The sequence below is a fragment of the Proteus sp. G2626 genome, from assembly GCF_009915985.1.
GTDB classification, from domain to species: Bacteria; Pseudomonadota; Gammaproteobacteria; order Enterobacterales; family Enterobacteriaceae; genus Proteus; species Proteus vulgaris.
Map to the genome: position 1 here is coordinate 206439 of NZ_JAABNH010000027.1, position 18039 is coordinate 224477.

Below are 18039 nucleotides of genomic sequence, written 5' to 3' on the forward strand. Positions count from 1 at the left end.
AATGTCTTGGTGGCAAAAATTAAAACTTGACCCTTTTCTCATGATAATGATTTGTGTGGTGACATTAGCAACGCTATTACCCGCACGAGGCGATATTAAAACTCTGTTTCAATATCTGACAACTGGCGCCATCGCACTACTGTTTTTCTTGCATGGTGCGAAACTTTCTAGAGAAGCGATACTAGCAGGGATTGGGCATTGGCGTTTACATCTTACTGTATTTGCCAGTACTTTTATTCTTTTCCCTATTTTAGGGCTAGGATTACAAGTGATTGTGCCTGAATGGATGTCGCCGACGGTCTATATGGGATTTTTGTACCTTTGTGCTCTTCCTGCAACGGTTCAATCAGCCATTGCATTTACTTCGGTAGCCGGAGGAAATGTAGCCGCCGCTATTTGTAGTGCATCTGCATCCAGTATTTTAGGGGTTTTTCTTTCACCTGTGCTGGTGGGTTTTTTAATGCAAACGCAAGGCTCAGTAGATGATTTTGATACTGTAGGGGCGATCCAGTCGATTTTACTTCAATTAATGGTGCCGTTTATTATAGGTCACTTATCTCGCCCTTTAATTGGTCGTTGGGTTGATAATCATAAAAAATTAGTTAATAGTACGGATCGTTCGTCTATTTTGCTGGTGGTCTATGTGGCATTTAGTGAAGCGGTGGTTGAAGGAATTTGGCATAAAATCGACGGTTGGTCACTGTTAACGATTGCGATAGTGAGTTGTATCTTGTTAACAATTGTTATTTTTGTGAATGTATACAGTGCAAGGTTGCTTGGTTTTAATAAAGCGGATGAAGTTACCATTGTTTTTTGTGGCTCTAAAAAGAGCTTAGCGAATGGTGTACCTATGGCGAACGTGTTATTTCCTGCTGCAACAGTAGGGGTCATGTTATTGCCATTAATGATATTCCATCAGATCCAATTAATGGTTTGTGCTGTATTAGCACAGCGTTATGCAAATCAAGCTAGAGAAGCTGAAAAGAAATAACATATTTAGGCTGGATGGGTAATCAATAGCATTAGTTAAATCTTTATTATTAGGTAACTATAAGAAAAGCATCGATTTAATTATTATCGATGCTTTTCTTATTCACTATGATCTTTATTATTTTCTTTTTTATCTAATAATGAGGAAGGTTGTGACTTTAATGGAAGAGGTAAACCTAATACAAAGTAAATTAAGAAAATAAACCCCATATTCAAATAATCTGTTTTATTATTTCTTACCGTTGTTTTTAATTCACCATCGATGGGTTCTCGTTGTTCGTTAATATTATATTTGCCTTGGTAGAGTTCATGAAGTATGGCTTGAGCTTGTTCAAATTCTTTATCGTTAACAAGCAGTTTTACTCCACCATTTGCTTGAGCATAGACCTGATTATTCCAAACAATATTTTCATCTAAAAGAATGATATCGATACCTTCAGATTGAAGAAGCCCCGCTTCAATTGAAGCATCAATCGGTGATAAATATTGAGTTAATAATTTATAATGGCCTCTTGTTGGGTGAATGTTCCACATTGCTTTATCTTAATGATGAATTTTTCTTGAAAACCAATTTTAATCTAAGAGTCATTAATAATTCCATCTATTTCTAACAAATATAAAAAACCACCTGATAACAGATGGTTTTAATAAAATAAATATTAACGTAAGCTGACTTTTTTAATTAATGCATCACGTTCAATTTGATTAATAAACGCCATTTTTAATCCGTTGATTTGAGTTTGGCGAATTTGCTCTGGTGTTAATCCCGCGGCTGGTGCTGCAATGTTATATTCGTGTTTTAATTCAATACCTTCAACAGCGGGATCGTCTGTGTTAAGTGATGCAATAATACCGTGCTCTAAGAAGGTTTTTAGAGGGTGTTCTGCTAATGAATTAATAGTGCTGGTTTGAATATTCGAGGTTAAGCAAGATTCAATACCAATTTGATGCTCGGCGAGGTAGTCCATTAAACGAGGATCTTCAATAGCCTTAACACCATGACCGATACGATCTGCACCTAATTCTTTAATTGCATGCCAGATACTTTCAGCATCAGCAGCTTCACCAGCATGAACGGTAATATTCCAGCCTGTTTCACGAGCACGATTAAAATGAGGTTGGAATAAGTGGCCCGGAAAGCCTAATTCATCACCCGCTAAATCAAGTGCGATAATTTTATCCTGATGTTTCAGTAATCCATTTAATTCTTGTTGGCAAGCATCTTCACCAAAAGTACGGCTTAAAATGCCGATTAAACGAATATCTACATCGTGTGATTGCAGTGCGCTTTGCACACCATCAACAATGGCTTCCACGACACCTTCAACCGGTAACTGGTGTTTCATTGCCATATAATAAGGTGAGAATCGCAGTTCAGCGTAATCAATCCCCGCATTAACCACATCCACCACATTTTCATAAGCAACACGATGACACGCATCTAAGTCTGCTAAAACCGCCACACCCCAATCTAATTTTTGTAAAAAGCTCACAAGACTTGGCTCATTTTTTGTAATTTGTACATGAGGGCGCAAAGCTTCTAACTCATAAGCGGGAAGCGCAATATTGTGTTGTTTTGCTAAATCTAAAATAGTTTGAGGGCGGATATTACCATCTAAATGGCGATGTAAATCGGTTAAAGGCAACTGTGTGTCAATCACGTGTTATTTTCCTTTTAATAGAAATAATGAAAATCTATCGTTTATAGTGATTTTCTTTTAATTGGGTAAATATAAATAAGTTGCAGATTATTATGACTGATTTTTATTTTATTCACTAACAAATAAACTTAAATTGGTTACTTTTAAAACTAAAAATGCATTTTTTTCTCAAATTTAAGTTAAAAAATAAAAAATAGAAAAGAGGGATGTTTATTTATTAGCTACAACATTCAATGTAATTGACGTGTATTATCAAGAAAATTGATATGTTAGATTTTCAGTTTAAAATAAAATTATCATTATAAATGAAATGTCTTATCAATTTTTTTGATAGGTTTACAAGAGAAAATCAAGTAAAAAATAGCTTAAATATTATTATCTTATTCAATAAATTACTTGTTTTATTTTTTAATACTTTTGAGTAAAGAATAGAAAGCACTTTTTATAATAAATAACAGAATAAAATAGAAACAAAAAACATAATATCTCTTTTATTAAATAAGGGATGAGGAATAAGGTATTAACGTCATAATATATTGCGATTAAATAGATATATTTAACAGCATATAATTATTCCCATAATAATTATTTTTAATTTAAATCCTAATTATTTAAAATTAAAGGTGTATAAATATGAATGAGCACACTAATTTAAATCTTGAAAAAAATGATAATATAATACAACACCAGTCAATTTCTAAAATATTACCGCCTTCATCAGCAAATAATCTTACTTATGGATCACAAGTTGTTACTGGTGATGGTGCAATTGCATTAGATTTAGTTGTTGTAATTGACACTAGTGGTTCAATGTCTGATGAATCATCTGATTTAAGTAAAGATATTGATATTGCAATACAAAAAGCGCTGGAAAATTGCCCATCCAAACTTCGGGTGACCTTTTTGGGTATTGAAGGTACATGGGATGGCACTAAATTTGATCAATCAGCCAGTGATTATTTAAAAGCACTGGGAGTACCTGAAAGTCGCTTACAGGCAAGAAAACCTTTTAAAGAGGCTGATGGGCGTGATCATGCGGGTAATAAAGAAGATTTATGCCGTGCCGTGATTGATTTAAGTAAATATTTTGATTGGCGTGATGGTGCTCGTCGAGCAGTATTTGTTTTGGGTGATGAAGGTATGGAAGGTGGCGGAGGTGTATTGACCAACGCGGCAAAGATAAAAAATGACGAAGCAATTGCCGTTGCCCAACAAGAGAAAGTCAAAGTATATACCTACCAAGGAACGCCAGACGATAGTGCAACGAACCTCGATCGTTTTCCAAGTGTAGCTGATAGAGATCGTGTAACAAAAGAGTATGTACGTTTAGCGGAGCAAACAGGTGGGCGCTCTTATATTTATACTACAGGTATTGCGAATTTCTCTTTAGTATTACAAGAGATCCTCTGTGATAGTTTAACGCTACCAAACATTCCTAAACCGAATGATAAAAAATCTAACTGTAGCCATGTTTGTGAACAATTAACTTCTATTATTTCAACAGTAAATACACTTGCAGGAATAATTAATAAAACCATTGATTCTTGCTGTAAAGATGAATGGGGCAATCACCACCCTCCGGCTAAAGATTGTGATTGTTAATTAAAATACGAGCTTAAAAAAACACCCCATTGTATTATTCATGAATGGGGTGTTTTTATTTATTAGTTCGAATCGATTATATTTTAACAGAAATTAATTATTGAGCTTGTGCTGGTTGCTCAGGAATTAAGATTTCTTGTTCTTCGATAATCGCTGGATCTTCAGTCATCTCTTCTTGATAACTTTCTTCTGAATAATCAGAGTCATCGTAATCATATGATGATGCACCCATACCGAATAACATTGCCGCTAAACCTAACATTTGAGGTGCTTGAGTCACTTCCATAAACTCATCAAACGAATACGTTTTGCCATTCATAGTGAACTTATCTGCCGCATAGTTCAGTTTCAGGCTTAATGCTTTACCATCTTGTGCAAGTAACATCAGCGGTAATGCTTCTTTTTCATCTTGAGAAATTTGATTGATATTTTGTTGTAACTCAGTTTTTAACTGTTCAATATCGGCCGCTGTGGTTGTTTCGATTTCTTTTTTCTCAGCATCTGTTAATGCGGTTTCTTGGTAACGAGCCGCATCAAGGTATTGAGTGGAGTTACGGAATTCAGCTAACATTGGAAGAGATAAATCAACGTTGAAATCGATGTTTTTAAACAGGTAGTTAAATAATTCTGCCGGTGATTTTTGTTGGCTTTCTAATACTTTAACGTTAAATGCATTTAAGTCTAAATTAAAGCTTAGTTTACTCGCACCGCTTTTATTGGTTAAAGACGCTTCATCAATACGGAAAACTAAACCTTTTTCCAGTACATCACGAACCGCTTTTTCTACCATATCATCGTTGCCATAATGGTATTTGTTCCAAGGTAATAACGAGTTGTTATAAACTTTGGTTAACAGCAACATTGCATCGGTGTCAGCTTTATCAATCGAGTAGCCAAACTTACCCGAGCCAAACTCTAATCCGCCAACATTCAATGATTTAAAATAGTAAGTTTGAGATAAGTTAAAGAACTTATCTTTGATATCGCTTTTTGTTGTCAGAGAAAAATCGTTCAGTGAGAAATCTGACGCTTTATCTTTGCTGGTATGTGTAATTTCAGCAAAGCTTAATAACTGTTCATTAAATAAATATTGATCGTTATTAACTTTAGTTCCGACGACAGAACCCGCAATATTTTTAAGTGTAAAAGTTTCTTCCCCATCTTTAGTCACAACAACTTGATCCCCTTTTACGGAGGTAGTGAAGTTGGATGCGGTTTTATCCGATGAGAATTCAACTGTTAAAGGTGTTGTTTTAACCGTACCTCCGTCTTCAGTGAAATCGATAGGGTTCAGTTTAGCTTCACCTGATACTGCTCCATCAAAAGCCAAAGAAGTATGGATATCAAAAAGAGATTTCTCTTTAGTTAGTTTGAATAATTCTTTAGTTGTATCATTGTTGACCAACGTATTATTCATTGCGGCTAATTTTGGTGCTAAATTAAATTTAGCTAGATCAGAAAGAGGGAATGGACCGTGATCGATGTCAGTAGTGAAGATGACTTCTTCTACTTTTTTATCTTGGCCTTCAACGACCTCACTAGCATCTTTTGAAATCACGACAGCAAAGTCTGCATTAGAGGTGAATACCCCTTTTTTATAGTCACGAATTTCAAGTTTAATATCAGCGCCAAATTGTGCATTTTTAGCAAGTTGCGCTAACTGGACATTAGCGAGTTTCGTTTCTTCCTGTAAGCGACTTTCAATTTTGCTGCCCATGTACCACGAAGCACCGGTCCATACAACACCTAGTGCGACGATAACACCAACAGCGACAAGCGATTTCTTCATAATTCTAGTCCATCCTCTGTGTACATCCGGCGATGTACGTTATAAAGGCTGTTTTGTAACCTTTAAACAACCCGATAAATTGGTGATAATTTTTACTAAATTTAAATATAGATAATCCACATATATATATCGCCACCTATATTAACTGTAAATATAGATTTAGTGGAATAAAATCGCAATCAGAACTTACTTAGTTACTCGCTAACATAATGAGTTTAAAGCAAAATGGATATGATTTATAAGATAAATTAAATAAGCATTAAAAACGTCTGTTTTTACTCTTTTTTCGATTTAGACAATATTTAATTGTGATGAGATTCTATTTATGATGAATAATAAAGGCTCATAATAAATATGGATATAAATATGAAAGCTTAAATAATTAACTGTAGTCACAAAATAAAGATGACTAACCGTATTTTTCCAGAAAAATCAACAGATTTCATTCTGTTATAAATTTCATAAGCTCGCTTTAGCTCTCATATTTATTATTCTGTTTATGGCATGATAGTGATATCCGAGTTATTTACTAAAAAGTGATTCGGAATTAATCAATTATTCTGTGTACTTAAGGAGATTGAAATGGCAGCCACTCGCATTGAAAAAGACTCAATGGGACAAATCGAAGTACCCGCTGACCAGTTATGGGGAGCTCAAACGCAGCGTTCTCTTGAACACTTCCGTATTTCAGTTGAAAAAATGCCTGTTGCACTTATCCATGCGCTTGCTCTTACTAAAAAAGCAGCCGCGGGTGTAAACATGGATTTAGGTTTATTACCTAAAGAACGTGCTGATGCAATTATTGCTGCAGCAGATGAGGTATTAGCCGGCAAACATCCAACTGAATTCCCATTAGCAATCTGGCAGACAGGTTCTGGCACTCAATCAAATATGAATATGAATGAAGTGTTAGCTAACCGTGGTAGTGAGATCCTTGGTGGTATCCGTGGCATGGAACGCAAAATCCATCCGAATGATGATGTTAACAAAAGTCAAAGTTCAAATGATGTGTTCCCAACTGCCATGCATGTCGCTGCTGTTATTGCATTACGTCAGGATTTATTGCCAGAATTAAAATCACTGCTGAAAGTCTTTAAAGAGAAAGCAGAAGCTTTCCATGACATCGTTAAAATTGGTCGTACTCACCTGCAAGATGCGACACCTCTGACATTAGGGCAAGAGATCTCTGGTTGGGCTGCTATGCTTGAGCACAGCATCAAACATATAGATGATTCTGTTCCTCATGTTTGCGAGTTAGCATTGGGTGGTACTGCTGTAGGAACAGGATTAAACACGCATCCAGAATACGCAGTTCGTGTGGCTAAACGTATTGCTGAATTATCGGGTCAGCCATTTGTAACGGCGCCTAATAAATTTGAAGCGTTGGCAACCTGTGATGCATTAGTTCATTCACATGGTGCATTAAAAGGTTTGGCTTCTTCATTAATGAAGATTGCTAATGACGTGCGCTGGTTAGCGTCTGGTCCTCGTTGTGGTATTGGCGAAATCGCTATTCCAGAAAATGAGCCAGGGAGTTCGATCATGCCAGGTAAAGTTAACCCAACACAGTGTGAAGCACTAACAATGTTATGTGCTCAAGTTATGGGAAATGATGTCGCCATTAACATTGGTGGTGCATCAGGTAACTTTGAATTGAACGTTTATCGCCCAATGATCATTGATAATTTCTTACAATCAGTTCGTTTACTGGCTGATGGTATGCGTAGTTTCAATGAGCACTGTGCAATTGGTATTGAACCAAACCGTGAGCGTATCAATAAACTACTGCATGAATCATTAATGCTAGTTACTGCGTTAAATACTCATATCGGTTACGATAAAGCCGCTGAAATTGCGAAGAAAGCGCACAAAGAAGGCTTAACATTGAAAGAGTCTGCGCTGAAACTGAACTATCTTACATCGGAAGAATTCGATAGCTGGGTTCGCCCTGAAGATATGGTTGGTAGTATGAAAAAATAAGTGTATTTAACACTTATTTAATGCAGAAATTAAATCCCGCTATAATGGCGGGATTTTTAGATCTGATAGGAAAAATAATGACTGAAGAAATTACGTTTACTGCGACAGAAATTAATTGTTATGTCGAAGATGATGTCACCATTATAGGAATAGGGGATGATGCTGTTTCTCCTGATCATTTCATTATTCTTTCAAGATTTGATGATGAAGATGAAGGTATTGATAATTCTATCGGTTTAATGACACATTTATCTGATATTGAAGCTATTAATAGCCTTGAGCGTATTACGTTAACGCGAGAAAAAATGATTTTTGTATTAAAAAATAATGTAGTGATCTCCATTAATTTGAAAATTGAAGATAACCAATTTATTCATCTTAATGATAACATTATACAAATCCTTCAAGGAAGTTCGATTAAGCTTATTAATTAACTTCAAGATATAAATGCATTCTTGGAATAATCAGTTGTAACTTCTTAGCTTTAGGGCGATGGCGAATTTGAATGTTATCGGCATCATAATCAGGGAGTTCGCCAATAATCGGTTTAAAATCGCTCTCTTTATCAATGTAGAAAGCTAATAAAGGCAAGGGACACGCATATTGCACTTGTTTTTGAAGCTCCGAATACCAAACACGAGCAATAGGTTGTACTTTTACGGGGCGTTTTATTTTTAATTTTGCATTTTCAGGTAATTGGGAAAGGGTGGTTATCTCTTTATCAATACGCTCTGCCCACTGTTCACGGGTATACGGCGATACAGCACGATTGGCTTCTCGACTTTTTTCCAATTGAGACAGAACCTCATTGCGCGTTAAATTTTTAATAATATTTTTATTTGCCCAACCAAAACGTACAGTATCAGGATCAGCCACTAGGGTGAGGGTGCGATAAGCATTTAGTGTGATTAAACCTTTTAACTGATTATGTACAAAATCAAAACGTTCTTCTTTAGAAATCCCAGACTCTTTAGTCACGATATCTGAAAGCTGTTTTTTTAATGAATTAATACGCTCGATATCGCCTTTTACTGACTTAAATTCAATGTTATTAGTACCAAAGCAAAGTACGCCAGGTAAACGAATAGCACGTTTACTGCTGATATGCGGCGCATTGTCATAAATAAACAAATTGGCCATTAGTTTTAATGTCAATTCACGTGCGTCTTCATTATAACTAGGTGACACTGTCACTCGTGTAACGTCATCATGTTCTTCTTCTTTCGTGATATCGGGTAATTCAAAAACAGCTGAAGGTAATAATGTCAGTTTTTTCAGCTTTTCAATTAGTGCATTAATCTCTGTTTCTAATTGTTTAAAACAGAGATTAAATTGTTCTATAAAATCATACTTACTCATCTTCACATCCTTATTTAGTTACAACATACAATAAGCTACTATTTAAAACAATACATTAACTTCAGTGAAAAGTACATTGCTTAACAGGGAGAAAATGCCAAAAACACGGTATACTGTTTATTTATACAGTATACCGTAAAAAGGGCATTTTTTTATGATCTTTTTCTTAAAGCTCATTTAATTGATGGTTTTTAATGCAATATGAGCCTATTTTTCACTCACCCTCGTTATTGGCTCTTGAAACGCATCGCAGTCTGGTTTTATCGGAGGGCAGTTTTCTGTGAATGCACTTGCAATGGAGGTAAGAAAGAGAAATAGCAGGGCAATAGGATATTTTATTGGTGGCATAATGGCTAATCCTTATCTAAAGTATAGGCCTATACCTTAAGAAGAGAGTGCAAAATCGACAACATTAAATAGTGTTAATCCAATTTCGCACTTTGTCATGATCGTATTTTATTATTGAGCAACGTTGTTTAAGTGCAACGCTATGAGTAAGGCAATTAACATTAAAACAGCAATAAACATCCCAACGCCCAACCAACCAAAGCTTACCCAAAATAGGCCACCGAGTGTACCTGCAAGACTTGAACCAGCATAATAAGTAAAAAGATAAAGTGAAGAGGCTTGAGCTCGTCCTCGTTTAGCGCGACGACCAACCCAGCTACTTGCTACGGCATGAGCTGCAAAAAAACCTGTTGTTAAGATAAGCATACCAACAAAGATAATTGGTAATGATTCAATTAAGGTAATCAATATGCCAATTAACATCATAGAGATACCTGCAATAAACACTTTTCCTAAGCCATATTTAGTGGTTAATAATCCCGCTTTTGATGCACTATAAGTACCACTTAAATACACGATAGAAATCAACCCCACGGTTGTCTGACTTAATGAATAAGGCGCATCTAATAAGCGATACCCAATATAGTTAAATAAAGTGACAAATCCTCCCATTAATAAACCACCTTCAATAAATAACAGAGGTAATCCTTTATCTCTAAAATGTAGCTTTGTGGTAATAAGAAGATTTCGCGGTTTTAATGCAGTCGGTCTAAAGTGCTGAGACGCAGGTAATATTTTCCAGAAAGTCACAGCAGCAAACAGTGCAAAAATACCAAGAATAACCACAGATAAACGCCAAGAGTAATAATCACTTAATACCCCAGTAATAACACGCCCACTCATACCCCCAATAGAGTTGCCACTAATATATAACCCCATCGATAATGCTAAATAAGCAGGGTGGATCTCTTCACTTAAATAGGTCATTGCCACAGCTGCAACACCACTTAATGAAAGTCCCACTAAGGCGCGAGTAATTAAAATACCTGTCCAGCTATTCATCATCGCGCTTAATAATGTGAAAAAGGCAGCACAAAATAATGCGATAACCATGACATTTTTACGACCAAATGCATCGGAAAGTGGGCCTGTGATTAATAATCCACACGCCATTAAAGCCGTAGAAAGGGAAAGCGCTAGGCTACTGGTTGCAGGACTCACTGAAAACTCGTCGGATAACACTGGCAATATGGGTTGTACAAAATAGAGTAAGGCAAAAGTCGCTAATCCAACCATGAAAAATGACACCGTCACTTTTATATACAGAGCATCATCTCGCTGAATATAGTGTTTAGGAGGAGATTGCCGATGAGCAGGCTTTTTTATACACGATGTATTGTCTGAAATATCAGTGCCTAAGCTCATACTTTTACTGTCTATTTCGTGATTATCCATATTGATTAAACTTCCATTACTTAAATTTGATTTATGTCAATGTTAGAAATATTTGATTTTTTTGTCTAATATATTAATTATTTGAAATAAGACTTTTAAAGTATCAATAGTCATGTAGGTAAATATGAACATTGAATTGAGGCATTTACGTTATTTTATTGCTGTGGCTGAAGAACTTCATTTTGGTAAAGCAGCGGAAAGATTGAATATTTCTCAACCCCCTTTGAGCCAACAAATACAAGCACTTGAAAGCGAAATAGGAGCCAGGCTTTTAGAACGAACTAACCGTTCTGTTGCACTAACCCCTGCAGGGCAAATGTTTTTAAAAGAGTCTTATCAAATTATGGCGCAGGTCAACGCAGCTGCAACACGTGCAGCTAGAATGGAAAAAGGCGAGTTAGGTGAAATATCGATAGGTTTTACATCAACAACTCCTTTTATGCATTTGGTAACCTTGAGTTTACGGCAATTTAGAGAAAATTATCCTGAAGTCGGCATTCATATGCATCAAATGAATACAAAGCAACAAATTTCACCATTGCTTACAGGGCGTATTGATCTCGGTATTATGCGAAATACCACATTACCCGAAAATTTACACCACCAGCTGTTGTTTCGAGAGCCTTTTATTTTAGCTGTGTATGAGGGACATCCCTTACTTGCTTACAAAGAAACGGGGGTTAATATTCAAGATATTGGACAATATCCTTTTGTTTTCTTTGAAAGAGATGTAGGCACAGCGCTTTATGATGAGATTATTCAGCTACTGAGTTTATCAGGAATTACCCCTACTATTGCACAAGAAGCGGGCGAAGCCATGACGATTTTAGGGTTAGTTGCCGCAGGGTTAGGTATATCGATTGTGACTAAATCTTTCACTCGAATGAAAGTCGATGGCGTGCATTACCTGCATTTTGCTAATTCACAGGCTTTTTCTGAAGTTTGGTTGGTTTCTCATAAAAAACGCACAATACCCGCAGCGGCTAATCGATTAACGCAATTGTTATTAAAAAATATCTTAGAACACCAAAAATCTTGATTTATCTGTGTTTTTGATCACGCTTTTTATGTAAGTATTGTACAATTATCACAAATTAACGACATAATCGGTAATGAATTATTTAGAGCCTCGAATTAATGATGGCTCCTTATTAAGGATGACATTCAATGGGGAATCAACCTAGCCACATCGATCACGTAAAACAGTTTAATCTTGGCACAGTCTTTCGTTTGATTGATGAACATGGTCCTATTTCTCGTATTTCACTGTCAAAAAAAGCAGAGCTGGCTCCCGCGAGTATTACCAAAATTACGCGAGAATTAGTTGAAACTCATCTTATTCACGAAACTGAGTTTCCAGATGTGGGATTTCGTGGGAGACCTGCTGTAGGGTTAAAACTCGAAAGCCAAGGGTGGCAATTTCTCTGTATCCGCGTCAATAAAGGTAATTTACTTTTTAGTTTAAGAGAATTAGACAGTAAACTTGTTACTGAAGATACGTTTGATTTTCCTAAAGAAAATAGTAATGACTTCCTTAATCACTTTTTACTTGCTATTGATAAATTTTTCGAACGTTATCAATCTCATGTTGAGAGATTGACGGCAATTAGTATCACAATGAATGCGATTGTTGATCCCATTAGTGGTGTTATTCATAGCTCCCCTTATTATGATGTTAAAGATATTCCCCTTGCTGATAAAATTCATGAAAAAACGGGAGTTTCCGTTTTCTTACAGCATAGTGTGACCGCATGGACAATGGCCGAGTCTTTATATGGTGCCGCAAAAAATAATTCAGATGTTCTGCAAATCGTCATTGATGACATCGTGGGTGCCGGTATCATTAGTAATGGACGAACATTACATTCTCATAGCCACAGTGCGGTTGAAATTGGGCATACTAAAGTTACTGACTCTGACAATAACTGTTATTGCGGTGCGAAAGGGTGTTTAGAGACAGAAATTGCAATTCCTCAATTAATTAAAAAAGCCCAGCTATTAGCTCAAGAGGATCCTTCCTCATTGTTAAACAAATATCCTATTACCATTGAGACATTGTGTGATGCAATATTAGTTGGAGATAAACAAGCTCTTAAGATAGTGAGTTTAGTCGCTCAGCGATTGGGGTTTATTCTTGCCGTGATGATTAATATCTTTAATCCGCAAAAAATATTAATTGGTTCACCTCTTTGTCGAGCAAAGTCTATTCTTTTTCCTTTGATCTTGAACCATGTTCAACATCATGCCATGCCTCGTTATACACAATCGTTAATTATTGAAGAAACAGAGTTAAGAAATAAAGGAACATTGCCTGCTGCCTCATTGGTTAAAGAGGCTCTGTACAACGGTTCTTTGTTAATTGAGTTGATGCAAGGCTAAATTAAGTGAAAAAAATCGTAACGGAAGTGTTTTGCAAGCGTAAATACCTCAATTGATCATTAACGAATTCTCTATTTTAGACCAATTAACTAAAAAATTGAGCTACCTCAAGCCACCAGAAACAGTGTTACCCTAAACTCTAATCTCTGTCATTTTTTATGAACCTGATTTATCTGTCATAACGGAAGTAAATTATATGTTAACACGCTTTTTTGTTACGGGGACAGATACCAACGTGGGTAAAACTGTTGTGACCCGAGCACTTCTTCAGTCATTAAATCGTGACGGGTCAACGGCAGTGGGTTTTAAGCCTATTGCAACAGAATTACATGAAACGGCTGATGGTGAACGTAATCATGATGCGATGATTATTCATAATTCATCGCCAGTTGAAGTTCGCTACGACGAAATTAATCCTATTTTGCTTGATAATTGCTATGTTAGCGAAAATGAAATTGATTTTAATAAGATTTCAAATGAGCTCGATAATTTAAGTAAAAAAGCAGAGTGTGTTGTTATCGAAGGTAATGGCGGTTGGCGTTATCTGCTTGATGATAATACTTTTTATTCTGATTGGGTGGTAAAAGAACAAATTCCAGTTGTTTTGGTTGTCGGTATTCAACCAGGCTGTGTTAATCACTCAATATTAACAGCACAATCTATTATCAACGATGGTTTGAAATTAGTCGGTTGGGTTGCTAACAGAATAAATCCAGGATTACCTTATTACGCGAAAATTGTGGAAAGGCTGTCTCAGCATATTCCTGCGCCGCTGATTGGTGAAATCCCGTATTTATTACGTCCTGAAGAACGTGATCTCTCTTGTTACCTTGATTTAAGCCAGTTGGATATCGCGGTACCTGCTTAAGAGAGAATATAAATAAGTAACGAAGTGGATTGAGTTCCCCGTTTTTTAACGGAACCAAACTTGTTACTTTTAAATGCCTGATGAGTAAATTCATTGGGTATTTTTGTTTTTTCTAAATCTTGCTTAAAATCGGAATAATGATAAAAAGAACATGCAAGATTAAAGAAAAAACGGAAAAAAATTAAGTAAAGTAGTTTAAATCAGTTAGATACTCAATTTTTTAAGTAAAAAAGGAAAAGGGCGCTAATAATGCGCCCTTTTTTAATTACACATTTTTATCAATAAAACATTAATGACGAGTATAGATGATCTTTTTACTGTCATTCTCGCAAGTGCCTACCACTTTACCTTCTGTTTGTGCAACTTGGTCGTTTTCAACGACAGTCAAAGTAAAGTTAGCTGCGGGGACACCATTATTGACAATTTTTTGTTGAATAGACTCAACAACTTCATCACAACCTGCATTTGCTGCTAACGGGGCAAATGCCATAAGGGTTGCCATTACTGCAAAGATATATTTTTTCATATTACTCTCTCCTTGTTTTACAAAGTAAAACATCACTGTTTCACGATTTTCTTACGGATTAACAGGGCGCCCAGTATTACTGTCTAAACAGCGACGTGTTTCTGGCTCCCAATAAGCGTAGACATTTGCACTTTTCAGACAAGCATCTCGCTCATCAATGGCTTTATCTACTTTATTAAATTCAATTTTTTCTCGCTGATTGACTTGGGTACGAAGCTCACGCTTTTGATCCCAGTCTTCTTTCAGTTGTCGAGCTTGTTCTTTATCTAAGACATTGTCATAGCCATTACCATTAATGGTTACATTGGTAGAGGCGGCAATAGAAGAAAAAGAAGACACAGATAAACTAAGAAATAAGGAGAACAATATCGTTCTTGCCATTGGTTTCTTAGTTAGAGTATTGATCATAGTTGCTATCCTCTAATGTTATGTCGCTATTACAGTCAATGGCTATTATATCTTAATAATTATAGCTGATGCCTTAATAAAAAATGAGTTTTCAGTGCATTTAATTTTGCCGATGAACACTTAACCCGGCAAATGATTGGCTAACGGGCATCATTTCTAAGGTATTAATATTGACATGAGCTGGTAATGTTGCTGTCCAATATACTGCCTCTGCAACATCTTCTGGAGTTAATGCATTTGCGTTTGCATATGTTTGTTCAACTTTATCACTATCACCTTTAAAACGAACTAATGAAAATTCTGTACCACCAACAAGGCCTGGTTCAATATCGGTGACACGTACCTTTTTACCTTGAAGATCAGCGCGTAACCCTAAGCTAAATTGTTTAACAAAGGCTTTAGTTGCACCATAAACATTGCCACCCAAATAAGGCCAAGATGCGGCGGTTGAACTAATATTAATGATATGACCTTTATTTCTTTCTACCATAAAAGGAAGAATGGCGCGAGTCACATGAACAAGACCTTTATTATTTGTCTCAATCATCGTATCCCAGTCATCAAGACTCGCTTTATCGGCGGTATTTAGTCCTAATGCTAAACCTGCGTTATTTACTAATACATCAATGGTGCGCCATTTTTCAGGTAATTGAGTATAAATCTCACTCACGGCTTTTTTATCGGTAACATCTAATTGTAGGGGGTAAAATTGATCTCCCAGCTCTTTATGTAAATTAGTCAGTTTTTCCAAACGGCGAGCAGTACCAATAACACTGTGTCCATGGCTGATAAAATGACGAGCTATAGCTTCACCAAAACCAGCAGAAGCTCCCGTAATAAATATAATCATTTAATTACCCTCGATAGTTATAATAATTGAAAGTAAAAGGCTATCACTAAAAAGAGTCAAGTTTAAAAGTAAGGTTTGTGATAAATCAGTCTAAAAACAAGGTTCTTTTCTGATGCGAAAGATTTTTATCTTTGATAATAATCGGTATTTTTGCTTTTAGCTCACAGAATAAAATCCGACTATTGAATTGTTTTTAAATAAAAATAGAAGTGATGGACAAAAAAAGGAAGGTTAATCTCATTGAGGATCAGAGATTTTTTAAGTGGAAAGATAAGTGATTTTACCATTCAACAACTAATTAAATGCAGAATATTTTAGCATAGCACGTAACTAGACTGAGCCAATAGAATATAAGCTCAGTCTAGTGCAATAAGACAAGCTCAGCTATTTTTTACCTACTTGATGGCCAATAACGCCACCTAAGACACCACCGCCAATAGTGCCTAATGCACTACCGTCAGTCAAAATAGCACCACCGATGGCACCAGCACCGGCTCCAATCGCTGTATTACGGTCGCGTTTTGTCATGCTAGAACAACCCGCAAGTGAAAAAAGCAGAACAGAAGCGACACACAGTGTTCCAATCTTTTTTAACGTGATATTCATTTTTATAAACTCCAAAATAAAGGACAATATAAAGATATCGTTATCGTATTTATACCAGCATCAGAATATTCGGGAACAGGAGGGGGAAAACTCTTAAAGTGAGTCATTACTGGTAACATTTATTTTAAATGCATTTTATAAAAATAAAATCTATTATTTCTAGTATTCGTTGATGCTCAGAACAAAACATCAATGCATTATGTCATTTACATGAGTTAAAATAAAAGTATGATATTGATAAATAAACTAAAAAAAATCTCATCACAATTCACATCAGGCTATTTTGGTGTAGTATTAGGAATGATAGGTACGGGAATGGCATGGCGCTATGCTGCTAAAGAGCATCAGTATCCGGCTTATATTGGTGAAATATTTATCGGTGTGGGGTGTTTGGTTTGGCTAACACTTACGCTATTTTTACTAAGCAAAGGGCTATTTCATCGACAAAGTATTCTCGATGAAATTAAACATCCCGTTGCAAGTGGGTTTACTAGCTTATTTCCAGCAACGACCGTTTTAGTTTCGATAGGACTAAATCCTTATTTACCTTTCTTTTCACTCATACTGTTTAGTCTTGGAGCTGTAGCTCAATTAGCTTACTCCAGTTGGTTAATTGGTTCTCAGTGGAAAGGGGAATACCCTAAAATAGCCACCACACCTGTTTTATATTTACCAACGGTTGCCAATAACTTCATTTGCGCCATGGCATGTGGTGCATTTGGTTTTAATGATTTGGGTATTTTATTTTTTGGGGCTGGCGTTTTTTCATGGCTAAGTTTAGAGCCTACTATTTTAAAAAGAATACGCAGTGATGGATTAATGGATGAGAAATCACGTCTTTCATTTGGCATTCAACTCGCGCCCGCTTTAGTGGCTTGTAGCGCTTACTTAGCAATTAATGATAATCATATCGACTTCTTCGCAAAAATGTTATTAGGTTATGGGTTATTACAACTTTTATTTATGCTGAGACTAATTCCTTGGTTTGTGAAACAACCGTTTTCATTGCCATTTTGGAGTTTCTCTTTTGGTGTTTCTGCATTAGCAAAAGCCTCATTAAATATGAGTATGACATCTACTAGTGACTTTATGCAGTTATTATCAACGGCGCTATTTATTTTTGCTAATGCTGTTATTTTATTACTTATTTGGCATTCATTATTATGGTTTTTTAAAGGATTGAAACAGTTATACAGTCCTTCTAAAGTGGTATGAGTACCACATAAAAAAGAGGAGAGCCTAAGTGAAAAATTAGGCTCTTTTTGTTTAATGCCGGAA

General features: G+C 36.0%; 17 protein-coding genes. 8 read left to right on the forward strand and 9 right to left on the reverse strand.

All coding sequences use genetic code 11. The features are described 5' to 3' along the window. Position 1 precedes the first annotated feature (1 nt). Complete coding sequence (locus tag GWJ05_RS13510) at positions 2-991, forward strand: bile acid:sodium symporter family protein (RefSeq protein WP_036937043.1); 990 nt, start codon at positions 2-4, stop codon at positions 989-991. Between the two features lie 98 nt (positions 992-1089). Here GWJ05_RS13510 and GWJ05_RS13515 read toward each other — a convergent pair whose 3' ends face one another. Then, entirely contained in the window at positions 1090-1524 is a 435-nt protein-coding gene (locus tag GWJ05_RS13515; protein ID WP_036937040.1) for a putative signal transducing protein, read from the reverse strand. Between the two features lie 125 nt (positions 1525-1649). Continuing rightward, positions 1650-2651, reverse strand: a complete 1002-nt coding sequence (gene add / locus GWJ05_RS13520) for an adenosine deaminase (protein WP_161681445.1) — start codon at positions 2649-2651, stop codon at positions 1650-1652. 633 nt (positions 2652-3284) lie between these two features. Here add and GWJ05_RS13525 point away from each other — a divergent pair. Continuing rightward, the gene (locus tag GWJ05_RS13525) at positions 3285-4253 is read left to right on the forward strand and encodes a VWA domain-containing protein (protein WP_087802476.1); all 969 of its coding nucleotides are present in this window, start codon (positions 3285-3287) and stop codon (positions 4251-4253) included. A gap of 97 nt (positions 4254-4350) precedes the next feature. Here GWJ05_RS13525 and GWJ05_RS13530 read toward each other — a convergent pair whose 3' ends face one another. Next, complete coding sequence (locus GWJ05_RS13530; RefSeq protein ID WP_036937030.1) at positions 4351-6042, reverse strand: YdgA family protein; 1692 nt, start codon at positions 6040-6042, stop codon at positions 4351-4353. Between the two features lie 582 nt (positions 6043-6624). Between GWJ05_RS13530 and fumC the strand changes: the two genes are divergently transcribed. Continuing rightward, positions 6625-8022 carry a class II fumarate hydratase gene (gene fumC, locus GWJ05_RS13535; protein ID WP_036937027.1) on the forward strand — a complete coding sequence of 466 codons (1398 nt, stop codon included), beginning with the start codon at positions 6625-6627 and terminating at the stop codon, positions 8020-8022. Positions 8023-8099: 77 nt separating this feature from the next. After that, positions 8100-8456: a hypothetical protein gene (locus tag GWJ05_RS13540; RefSeq protein ID WP_036937023.1), complete on the forward strand. Its 357-nt coding sequence runs from the start codon at positions 8100-8102 to the stop codon at positions 8454-8456. Here the strand turns inward: GWJ05_RS13540 and tus are convergent. Continuing rightward, positions 8449-9381, reverse strand: coding sequence for a DNA replication terminus site-binding protein (gene tus, locus GWJ05_RS13545; protein WP_036937019.1), 933 nt, complete (start codon positions 9379-9381; stop codon positions 8449-8451). The two genes, GWJ05_RS13540 and tus, sit on opposite strands and share 8 nt — an antisense overlap. Positions 9382-9840: 459 nt before the next feature. Further along, complete coding sequence (locus GWJ05_RS13550; protein WP_036937017.1) at positions 9841-11124, reverse strand: MFS transporter; 1284 nt, start codon at positions 11122-11124, stop codon at positions 9841-9843. A 124-nt stretch (positions 11125-11248) separates the two neighbouring features. Between GWJ05_RS13550 and GWJ05_RS13555 the strand changes: the two genes are divergently transcribed. The 3 genes from GWJ05_RS13555 (at position 11249) to bioD (ending at position 14371) form a co-directional block, all read left to right on the forward strand. Then, entirely contained in the window at positions 11249-12163 is a 915-nt protein-coding gene (locus GWJ05_RS13555) for a LysR family transcriptional regulator (RefSeq protein ID WP_087802471.1), read from the forward strand. Between the two features lie 128 nt (positions 12164-12291). Next, complete coding sequence (gene mlc, locus GWJ05_RS13560; RefSeq protein ID WP_036937015.1) at positions 12292-13503, forward strand: sugar metabolism global transcriptional regulator Mlc; 1212 nt, start codon at positions 12292-12294, stop codon at positions 13501-13503. 196 nt (positions 13504-13699) lie between these two features. Beyond that, entirely contained in the window at positions 13700-14371 is a 672-nt protein-coding gene (gene bioD, locus GWJ05_RS13565; protein WP_115370250.1) for a dethiobiotin synthase, read from the forward strand. A gap of 289 nt (positions 14372-14660) precedes the next feature. Here the strand turns inward: bioD and GWJ05_RS13570 are convergent, their stop codons facing one another. From GWJ05_RS13570 to osmB, 4 genes are all read right to left on the reverse strand, one after another. Then, positions 14661-14897, reverse strand: coding sequence for a DUF1161 domain-containing protein (locus GWJ05_RS13570; RefSeq protein WP_036937009.1), 237 nt, complete (start codon positions 14895-14897; stop codon positions 14661-14663). 51 nt (positions 14898-14948) lie between these two features. Further along, positions 14949-15305 (reverse strand): DUF1283 family protein, encoded by a 357-nt coding sequence (locus GWJ05_RS13575; protein WP_036937006.1) that lies wholly within the window; start codon positions 15303-15305, stop codon positions 14949-14951. Between the two features lie 100 nt (positions 15306-15405). Beyond that, complete coding sequence (gene ydfG, locus GWJ05_RS13580; RefSeq protein ID WP_036937004.1) at positions 15406-16155, reverse strand: bifunctional NADP-dependent 3-hydroxy acid dehydrogenase/3-hydroxypropionate dehydrogenase YdfG; 750 nt, start codon at positions 16153-16155, stop codon at positions 15406-15408. A 384-nt stretch (positions 16156-16539) separates the two neighbouring features. Further along, a complete protein-coding gene (osmB, locus tag GWJ05_RS13585) occupies positions 16540-16761 on the reverse strand; it encodes an osmotically-inducible lipoprotein OsmB (protein WP_006536908.1) in 222 nt (73 codons plus the stop codon). A 228-nt stretch (positions 16762-16989) separates the two neighbouring features. Between osmB and tehA the strand changes: the two genes are divergently transcribed. Next, positions 16990-17976 (forward strand): dicarboxylate transporter/tellurite-resistance protein TehA, encoded by a 987-nt coding sequence (gene tehA / locus GWJ05_RS13590; RefSeq protein WP_036937002.1) that lies wholly within the window; start codon positions 16990-16992, stop codon positions 17974-17976. The last annotated feature ends 63 nt before the right edge of the window (positions 17977-18039 follow it).

Excerpts from the sequence above, each read along its gene's own strand:
- GWJ05_RS13510 (WP_036937043.1), top strand. The coding sequence starts at position 2 with ATGTCTTGGTGGCAAAAATTAAAACTTGACCCTTTTCTCATGATAATG.
- GWJ05_RS13515 (WP_036937040.1), bottom strand. The coding sequence starts at position 1,524 with ATGTGGAACATTCACCCAACAAGAGGCCATTATAAATTATTAACTCAA.
- GWJ05_RS13525 (WP_087802476.1), top strand. The coding sequence starts at position 3,285 with ATGAATGAGCACACTAATTTAAATCTTGAAAAAAATGATAATATAATA.
- GWJ05_RS13530 (WP_036937030.1), bottom strand. The coding sequence starts at position 6,042 with ATGAAGAAATCGCTTGTCGCTGTTGGTGTTATCGTCGCACTAGGTGTT.
- fumC (WP_036937027.1), top strand. The coding sequence starts at position 6,625 with ATGGCAGCCACTCGCATTGAAAAAGACTCAATGGGACAAATCGAAGTA.
- GWJ05_RS13540 (WP_036937023.1), top strand. The coding sequence starts at position 8,100 with ATGACTGAAGAAATTACGTTTACTGCGACAGAAATTAATTGTTATGTC.
- tus (WP_036937019.1), bottom strand. The coding sequence starts at position 9,381 with ATGAGTAAGTATGATTTTATAGAACAATTTAATCTCTGTTTTAAACAA.
- GWJ05_RS13550 (WP_036937017.1), bottom strand. The coding sequence starts at position 11,124 with ATGGATAATCACGAAATAGACAGTAAAAGTATGAGCTTAGGCACTGAT.
- GWJ05_RS13555 (WP_087802471.1), top strand. The coding sequence starts at position 11,249 with ATGAACATTGAATTGAGGCATTTACGTTATTTTATTGCTGTGGCTGAA.
- mlc (WP_036937015.1), top strand. The coding sequence starts at position 12,292 with ATGGGGAATCAACCTAGCCACATCGATCACGTAAAACAGTTTAATCTT.
- bioD (WP_115370250.1), top strand. The coding sequence starts at position 13,700 with ATGTTAACACGCTTTTTTGTTACGGGGACAGATACCAACGTGGGTAAA.
- GWJ05_RS13570 (WP_036937009.1), bottom strand. The coding sequence starts at position 14,897 with ATGAAAAAATATATCTTTGCAGTAATGGCAACCCTTATGGCATTTGCC.
- GWJ05_RS13575 (WP_036937006.1), bottom strand. The coding sequence starts at position 15,305 with ATGATCAATACTCTAACTAAGAAACCAATGGCAAGAACGATATTGTTC.
- ydfG (WP_036937004.1), bottom strand. The coding sequence starts at position 16,155 with ATGATTATATTTATTACGGGAGCTTCTGCTGGTTTTGGTGAAGCTATA.
- osmB (WP_006536908.1), bottom strand. The coding sequence starts at position 16,761 with ATGAATATCACGTTAAAAAAGATTGGAACACTGTGTGTCGCTTCTGTT.
- tehA (WP_036937002.1), top strand. The coding sequence starts at position 16,990 with ATGATATTGATAAATAAACTAAAAAAAATCTCATCACAATTCACATCA.